This window comes from Proteus myxofaciens ATCC 19692 (assembly GCF_001654855.1).
GTDB classification, from domain to species: domain Bacteria; phylum Pseudomonadota; class Gammaproteobacteria; order Enterobacterales; family Enterobacteriaceae; genus Proteus; species Proteus myxofaciens.
On record NZ_LXEN01000031.1, the window covers coordinates 97,487 to 106,052 of the forward strand.

8 protein-coding genes are annotated in these 8,566 nt (G+C 35.5%); 2 read left to right on the plus strand and 6 right to left on the minus strand.

Going from position 1 to position 8,566, the window contains the following annotated elements; translation table 11 throughout:
- Positions 1 to 8: 8 nt before the first annotated feature.
- From lepA to trmN, 6 genes are all read right to left on the minus strand, one after another.
- A complete protein-coding gene (gene lepA, locus M983_RS03720) occupies positions 9 to 1,805 on the minus strand; it encodes a translation elongation factor 4 (RefSeq protein WP_066747225.1) in 1,797 nt (598 codons plus the stop codon).
- Positions 1,806 to 2,119: 314 nt separating this feature from the next.
- Positions 2,120 to 2,584 carry a SoxR-reducing system protein RseC gene (gene rseC / locus M983_RS03725; RefSeq protein WP_066747227.1) on the minus strand — a complete coding sequence of 155 codons (465 nt, stop codon included), beginning with the start codon at positions 2,582 to 2,584 and terminating at the stop codon, positions 2,120 to 2,122.
- 14 nt (positions 2,585 to 2,598) lie between these two features.
- Positions 2,599 to 3,567 (minus strand): sigma-E factor regulatory protein RseB, encoded by a 969-nt coding sequence (rseB, locus tag M983_RS03730; RefSeq protein WP_066747234.1) that lies wholly within the window; start codon positions 3,565 to 3,567, stop codon positions 2,599 to 2,601.
- A gap of 60 nt (positions 3,568 to 3,627) precedes the next feature.
- On the minus strand, positions 3,628 to 4,248 hold the full coding sequence (gene rseA, locus M983_RS03735; protein ID WP_066747237.1) for an anti-sigma-E factor RseA: 621 nt from the start codon (positions 4,246 to 4,248) through the stop codon (positions 3,628 to 3,630).
- A 37-nt stretch (positions 4,249 to 4,285) separates the two neighbouring features.
- A complete protein-coding gene (gene rpoE / locus M983_RS03740; protein ID WP_066747240.1) occupies positions 4,286 to 4,864 on the minus strand; it encodes an RNA polymerase sigma factor RpoE in 579 nt (192 codons plus the stop codon).
- A gap of 293 nt (positions 4,865 to 5,157) precedes the next feature.
- The gene (gene trmN, locus M983_RS03745) at positions 5,158 to 5,913 is read right to left on the minus strand and encodes a tRNA(1)(Val) (adenine(37)-N(6))-methyltransferase TrmN (protein ID WP_066747243.1); all 756 of its coding nucleotides are present in this window, start codon (positions 5,911 to 5,913) and stop codon (positions 5,158 to 5,160) included.
- A 253-nt stretch (positions 5,914 to 6,166) separates the two neighbouring features.
- On the opposite strand from trmN, the gene srmB reads away from it, so the two are divergent.
- Positions 6,167 to 7,507: an ATP-dependent RNA helicase SrmB gene (gene srmB / locus M983_RS03750; protein WP_066747246.1), complete on the plus strand. Its 1,341-nt coding sequence runs from the start codon at positions 6,167 to 6,169 to the stop codon at positions 7,505 to 7,507.
- A 196-nt stretch (positions 7,508 to 7,703) separates the two neighbouring features.
- Positions 7,704 to 8,537: a two-partner secretion domain-containing protein gene (locus M983_RS03755; RefSeq protein ID WP_083954534.1), complete on the plus strand. Its 834-nt coding sequence runs from the start codon at positions 7,704 to 7,706 to the stop codon at positions 8,535 to 8,537.
- The last annotated feature ends 29 nt before the right edge of the window (positions 8,538 to 8,566 follow it).

Genomic DNA, 8,566 nt, shown 5'->3' on the forward strand with positions numbered 1-8,566 from the left:
TCCTTAAATTATTTATCTTTACCAACATGAAGAATGGCTAAGAACGCTTCTTGTGGTAATTCTACATTACCAATTTGTTTCATGCGTTTTTTACCATCTTTCTGTTTTTGTAACAGTTTTTTCTTACGGCTAACGTCACCACCATAACATTTAGCTAATACGTTTTTACGTAGCTGTTTAACTGTTGAACGAGCAATAATGTGGTTTCCAATTGCAGCTTGGATTGCGATATCAAACTGTTGACGAGGAATAAATTCTTTCATTTTTTCCACCAACTCTCGTCCACGATAAGGAGCATTATCATTGTGAGTAATCAATGCTAATGCATCAACACGATCGCCATTGATTAACACATCAACACGAACCATGTTAGAGCCTTGGAATCGAATAAAGTTGTAATCTAAAGACGCATAACCACGTGATGTCGACTTTAAGCGGTCAAAGAAATCTAACACTACCTCAGCCATTGGTATTTCATAAGTTAATGAAACTTGATTACCATGATAGACCATATTTGTCTGAACGCCGCGTTTTTCGACACAAAGTGTTATTACATTACCTAAATATTCTTGTGGTAATAACATGTGACATTCAGCAATTGGCTCTCTGATTTCTTCAATATTATTTAATGGCGGTAGCTTAGATGGGCTATCAACTGATACAACTTCCCCACTGGTTAGCTCAACTTCATATACAACTGTTGGTGCTGTGGTGATAAGATCAAGGTCATATTCACGTTCTAAACGTTCTTGAATAATCTCCATATGAAGAAGACCCAAGAAACCACAACGGAAACCAAAACCTAATGCTGATGAACTTTCTGGTTCATAAAAGAGTGATGCATCATTAAGACTTAATTTACCTAAAGCATCGCGAAATGATTCATAATCGTCTGAGCTAATTGGGAATAATCCAGCATAAACCTGTGGTTTAACTTTTTTAAAGCCTGGCAGTGGTTTATCGGCTGGTTTTTGTGATGCGGTTAACGTATCCCCAACTGGAGCCCCTAAAATATCTTTAATACCACAAACAACCCAACCTACTTCGCCACAGCTTAATGAAGTGGTATCAATTTGTTTTGGTGTAAAAATACCAATGCGATCAATATTGTAGACCTGCCCAGTACTCATTACTTTGATTTTATCACCTTTGTTCACTTTACCGTTTTTAATACGGATAAGCGAAACAACACCAAGATAATTATCAAACCAAGAGTCAATAATTAATGCTTGTAAAGGTGCATCAAGTGAGCCCTCAGGTGCAGGAACTTCTTTAACAAGGCGTTCAATGACTTCTTTTACGCCAACACCTGTTTTTGCAGAACAACGTACTGCATCCGTTGCATCAATACCGACGATATCTTCAATTTCTTCAGCAACACGTTCTGGCTCTGCTGCAGGTAAGTCGATTTTATTTAAAACGGGGACAACCGTTAAATCCATATCCATTGCAGTATAGCAATTTGCTAACGTTTGAGCTTCAACGCCTTGCCCTGCATCAACGACTAATAAAGCCCCTTCACAAGCGGCTAAAGAACGGGAGACTTCATAAGAGAAGTCAACGTGTCCTGGAGTATCGATAAAGTTCAGCTGATAAACTTCACCGTCATCAGCTGCATAATTCAGTGTGACACTTTGCGCTTTGATAGTGATACCACGTTCACGCTCAAGATCCATAGAATCAAGAACCTGCGCAGCCATTTCACGATCTGTTAAGCCACCACAAATTTGAATAATTCGATCAGATAACGTCGATTTACCGTGGTCAATATGCGCGATAATAGAAAAGTTACGTATGTTTTTCATTCTGAAATTATTTTTCTCTGTTGCCTTGCTCTATAAATCTGGCTTTTGCGTCATTCATGGACACAAAGCGAAAACTCTATATTGCAGATGAGTTATGATTGATGACGCATTCTACACACTAGAGACATTATACTCAAAGAAACGTTCATCAAATATCAACATTTATACTAAGGTGAATAATTATTTTGTATCTATTTAAAGCCGTTAAAATGAAGGATATAAGTTCTTTTTAGCAAGCTATCATTAATAATAAAAGTATTACATACAAAAACGGAGCTAATCGCTCCATTTATTTTATATTTATTTATGTGGATTCATTCTTGAAAGTGAACGTTAAGTTCATTAGGTGGCAATCCTATTTGCAAAATTACGGGTTCAAAGTTTTTATCTTTACTCCACCATGTGGCAACTTTTCTCGCCAATAAAAAACCAACAATTCCGCCTATCGCTCCGCTACAAAAAATGGAAAATTCGTTAGATAACCAAAAACTTGCAATACCTGCAACAATAAATAGCCCAATTAAAGGCGTTAGATAAACCAACATGGCAGAAAGCAATAAATTATTTTCAGGGATACCGACTTCTACTTTTTGCCCAGTAACTAAAGGTTGTTTTACTGAAAGCTCAAGTTGATGAACCGTTTCTGGGCCAATTTTATTTAATAAATAAGAACCGCAAGCCGCTCTTGCTTGACAGCTTCCGCAACCAGCAGAAGAACCGTAACGTAATAAAACCCGTCCTTTATGCCAATGCACGACAGTAGCCCACTCTTTCACCATAACGTTATACCCTTTTACTTTTTCGTAAAGACAACACTATTTGCAATTTTCTGTGCTGTAGCAAATGGTAATTGTCCAATGAAGGTTATCTCTTTACCCTCTTTGTCATAAGTATAAATTGTATTACGACCATACCTGGACATTTTATCGCTTTCGGGCGAATTAGTGCGTTGTTCACTTTTATTCACATAAATTGAAAAATCAAATAGCCCATCACTATATAAAATAGACTGATTAAATTCGGTTTCAGAAATTTGGTTATGACTTCTTTTTACCTCTTTAAAACCTTCAGGTAATGCTGTCACTGACCAATCATAGGTGAGTTCTTTCGTTTTAGGTACAATCAATAAGGGAGGCATATTAACAGTACGCAATGAATTTAACTCGTCACTAATCTGTTGACCTTCAGTAGCCGTTATAACTCTAAACTGTTCAATAATATTGTTATTTTTATCTAATAGGTCAATACGTAAAGGAAGGTAACTCGTTTCATCAATAAACAAAACGTAATCATAACGGTCATTATTTTTTGATAACACACGAACAACACGGCTAGGCACATCGCCAATATGCGTTCTTCCTGCATCAATAAAATTATAGTGCAAAGATAATGTTTTAAAATCTTGATAGATAATAGCTGGAATGTAATCAACGATATGATCATTACGAAGACTGAACGCATCTAACCCGGGTTCAAAGTAACTAATTTCATCACCACGTTGAACTATTTCGCGTCGAGTACTATCCATTTGCATTAATTGAGCAAGTGGCTTACCGTCAACAAGAGTATGACGATAACGAATAGGAACAATACCTTGAGAGTTGATATTGATAAATGATAATTCGTAGGTGGATGTCTGACTAGTAGTACCCATCTTTTGCAACAAAGCCTCGACATTTCCCATTTGAGGTTGTGCCAAGGCTTGTGTTGAAACTGACAGGCTACCCACCAGCAGTAAGGTGAAGAACCATATTTTTTTCATTACGACTGTTTTAATCCTACACGTTATTGATTAATTCGTATCGTTATTGTCACTGAATAATTATTGTGCAACGCTTTTTTGCGTATCTATAGATGCAGGCACTTCATCTTGTTGCGCATTATAAATACGGCGATCAAGCTCATATTGTTGCAACATTAACCCGAGACGTTGATTACGTTCTTGTAAACGTGTTTGTTGATCATTTCCTAAAGCGTCATTATGAAGATTTAAACTCACAGGTGCACCACTCCCCATAATAGGTTGAGTGTTGAACACAGGAGAATCAACTTGGAAATCTTCAGATCCGCTCTTTCCATTATATTGCTGAACACCAACAATAACAGCTAATGAAACGCAAGCTGCAACACCGATTTGTGTTAACTGACTTGCCCAAGGACGTAATGTTTGTAAAAACGAGTGCTGACGCCATTGAGATGGTTTAGGTTGCTGCTCTCGTTGTTGTTCAGGACTTATACGGACTGGTTCATTTTCTAATGCAAGCGCAACGCGACTAGCGATATCAAAATGGATAACCTCACCAGTATCGCCACGCATTGTGTCACGAATTAAATGGTAACGTTGCCATGTCTCTTTCATTGCATCATCACGGCCAATGTTGCCCATTAATTCTTTATTAAGAACTTCACCATCCATAAATGCAGAAAGTTGTTCTTTTTGCATATAAAGTACCCTTCAGTAAATGATGGTTCACCCATTATTATGACTCTTGTATTAATGGTTGAACCTTATTATCAATAGCTTCTCGTGCCCTAAAGATACGTGAACGTACGGTTCCAACAGGACAATCCATAATAACTGCTATCTCTTCATAGCTCAGTCCGTCAAGTTCCCGAAGTGTAATTGCAACTTTCAAATCTTCTGGGAGTGACTCTATGGTATGAAAAACCACACGCCTTAACTCTTCAGACAACATTAAGTTCTCAGGGTTCGAAATTTCTTTTAATGCATTTGATGATTCGAAATTTTCGACATCACTAGCATCTAGATCATTCGAAGGCGGACGACGCCCTTGTGCAACCAGATAATTTTTGGCCGTATTCACTGCAATACGATAAAGCCAAGTATAAAAAGCACTATCACCACGAAAAGAACCGATAGCACGATACGCTTTAATAAAGGCCTCTTGCGCAACATCTGGCACATCTCCCTGAGGTACATAACGGGAAATCAAACTCGCTACTTTATGTTGATAGCGGATAACCAGTAAATTAAATGAATTCTGGTCACCATTTTGTACCTTTTCAACCAACATTTGGTCCGTTAACTGTTCGCTCATTAGAGATGGACTCTCCCGAAGTCAAGCCTCATACTATTTTTCAATGACTCCGTCATATTACTCTTGTTATTCCTTCTCGTTTTTATGAGCGACAAGACTTAGAGCACCAAAATAGAATGAAGTTCAATTCAATTATTATTTTAAAAGATGAATCACAAAAAAACATTGTAATAACCATCAACTAAAACGCAATTTGCCAAGAAAAAAACGATAACACAATGATATTAATTAAATATATACTTTTATTTACAACAATATAGACTATCTTAATCAAGCTTGTATTAAATATAAATTCAATAATATAAATAAAAATCAGTTACCCAAGACTGAAACTTATCGGTATAGCATCCTTCACTATTACGAATGATAAGCTCTTCAAGTTTACAATCAATTCTATCGCTATTATATCTTTGAAATGCTAATAAAATACGGTGATAAGGTTTATCCTCACTATCTTTTATATTGACTCTCTGAGTCACATACCACTGTTTTTTTTCGGCGATTTCAATAAATTGCTCACCTATTGAATAAGGTAATACAACACAAAGTGTACCATTTTCAGCGATTAGCCGTTGAGCATTATCAAGTAAAGCCTCGTGCGTTAATGTTTTAGTATAACGGGCTTGCTCTCTAACATCATTACGACAAGCGATAGCTGGCTCAAAATAAGGGGGATTACTTACAATTAAATCATAGAGTTTTTTAATTTGTTGAGCATAATTATCAATATTTTCATTATAGATATGAATCAAATTAGACCAAGATGTTCCTTGTGCATTTTCCTCTGCCTGTATTGCTGCATTCTTATCAAGCTCAACGCAATCTATACATTCAACTTGCCTAGCTCGTTGCGCTAGCATTAATGCAATAAGACCACTGCCAGTGCCAATATCAAGGATATTTTTTACGTTTTCAACACAAGCCCAGGCCCCGAGTAAAACGCCATCAGTACCGACTTTCATTTCACATTTATCATGTGCAACAAAAAACTGCTTAAAGGTAAAACCGCCTTTTCGCAACCCTGCTTTTTTCACTTTCTTTTGATTCATTGACCCACTCAATTATTCGTATAGCTATATCTTTAATATTATTGAAAAAGAGATATATGGTAATATAAGGAAAACTCCACCTCTAGTTTAACATTAAACCTTTTTATATACGCGATTGCGTTTTACTTATTGGTTCTAAGCGCAAAATGATGAATAAGGTCTGTAATCGATAATATATAGTGTAATAGAGGTAAATCCTCTGGCTTTTAGCGGGGGATAATGTCAAAATCCGCGCCCTAAACAGAGGTATACAATGACAGCCACGACATTTTCCAGTCTCGAACTTGATGAAAGTTTATTGACCGCATTAGACGAAAAGGGATATCAACGCCCAACAGCAATCCAAGAAGCGGCTATTCCAGCGGCAATGGATGGACGTGATATTTTAGGCTCTGCACCAACAGGTACAGGGAAAACTGCGGCATTTTTACTTCCAGCAATTCAACATTTGCTTGATTATCCACGTAAAAAATCAGGCCCACCACGAATTCTTATACTCACGCCAACTCGTGAGCTTGCCATGCAAGTTGCCGCTCAAGCAAAAGAGTTATGCGCGCATACTCATGTTGACATTGCCACTATTACGGGTGGTGTTGCCTATATGAATCACGCTGAAGTATTCAGCGAAAACCAAGATATTGTTGTTGCTACAACAGGCCGACTATTACAGTACATAAAAGAAGAAAACTTTGATTGCCGTGCTGTTGAAATGCTTATCTTAGATGAAGCCGATCGCATGTTAGATATGGGCTTTGCTAATGATATTGAAACTATTGCTGGTGAAACTCGCTGGCGTAAACAAACATTACTCTTCTCTGCCACACTTGAAGGTAATGCGGTTATTGATTTTGCACAACGCATCCTCAATGAACCTGTTGAATTAAATGCAGACCCTTCTCGCCGTGAACGTAAAAAAATACAGCAGTTTTACTATCATGCCGATAATCTTGAGCATAAAACAGCCTTATTAGCGCATTTACTGAAACAAGATGATGTTAAAAAATCGATTGTCTTTGTTCGTAAAAGAGAACGAGTACGTGAACTTGTTACTGCGCTTGAAAAAGAAGGCATTAAATCAAGTTATCTTGAAGGTGAGATGGCACAAACCCAACGTAATGATGCAATTAACCGCTTAGAAACAGGTCGAGTCAATGTATTGATTGCAACAGATGTCGCATCCCGTGGGTTAGATTTAGATGATATTACTCATGTATTTAACTTTGATTTACCACGAACAGCAGATGTGTATTTACACCGTATAGGTCGTACAGCACGTGCAGGTCGCAAAGGTATTGCTATTTCATTGGTTGAAGCACATGATCACCCATTATTAGGCAAAATTGGTCGCTATGTTCAAGAGCCAATAAAATATCGTGTTGTCGCACAATTAAAACCTGAAACAAAAGCACCAAGCCAAAAGGCAACCTTTAAACCCTCTAAAAAAGTGCTCGCTAAGCGTAAAGCGAAAAAAGAAGAAGGGAAAAAAGGTGTTAAGGCTAAAGTACGCACACGTGATCGTAAAAATATTGGTAAACGCCGTAAAACATCGACAGATAATGTAGAGAGCAATAATCAGATAACCTCTAAAGAGTAATATCTAAATTATTCTTTTTCTACATCATTCGAAATATTAAACCGTAGCTACGTATACAGTTACGGTTTTTTATTACTGTTTTATTATTATAAAAAATAAATTGCAAAAAAATTAATTAAATTAAAATGTTTTATTTATAATATGAAATTAAATTATTTTTATTAATATTAATACCTTATAATATAAGGAGATATTAATGAAACCATCAAAATTTTTTTTCATATTATTACCACTAATCCATATTAATCCGGCATTAGCTAATCAAGATATTATTGTTGATAAATCACTTTCACCCAATGTAATAGTTACAACTGATGAAAAAAGCAAAAAAGAAATTGTCAATATTAATTCAGCAGATAACAATAATATTTCTTTAAATTTTTATGAAAAATTTGATGTATCAAAAAATGGAATTATTATTAATAACAAACAAGCACAAGCAGATATCATTATTAATGAAGTCACTGGTGATAAAATCACATTCATTAATGGGAATATTAGCGTTGATGGCAAAAAATCCCATGTTATTATTGCTAACCCAAATGGAGTGGAATGTTATACTTGTGCAGGCTCTCGCTTAACCGATTTAACCTTAATCAGTGGTCAAACTAATAAAGACAATAAAACTCAATTTATTTTGTCTGATAAAAATTACGTTTCTATTCATAATGTAGGTTATCTATCTAGTAAAAATTTAAATATTATTTCAAACGAAGTATTTATAGGTGGAACATTATCGAAACACATAAGTACTATAAATATATTTAATGGAATGTCTCATTATAATCTTTTAGGAGAAAATGTTTTTGATAGAAGAGGTAGAGTTTCCATCTTTGAAAGTTTTAAACATAACCTAGAAAGAGTTAATATTTATAAAAATGAGAATAATCATAATAACGTTTATTTAGATGAAAAAATTTATAAATTAAATAATGAAATAGATAAAACAGATGAAAAAATTAATCTATTAAATAATAAAGTTTTTATTAATAATAAGCCAATTAACAAGCGTGATATTGATTTATATTAATAACAAAAGCCCCAATAAATAACTCTATT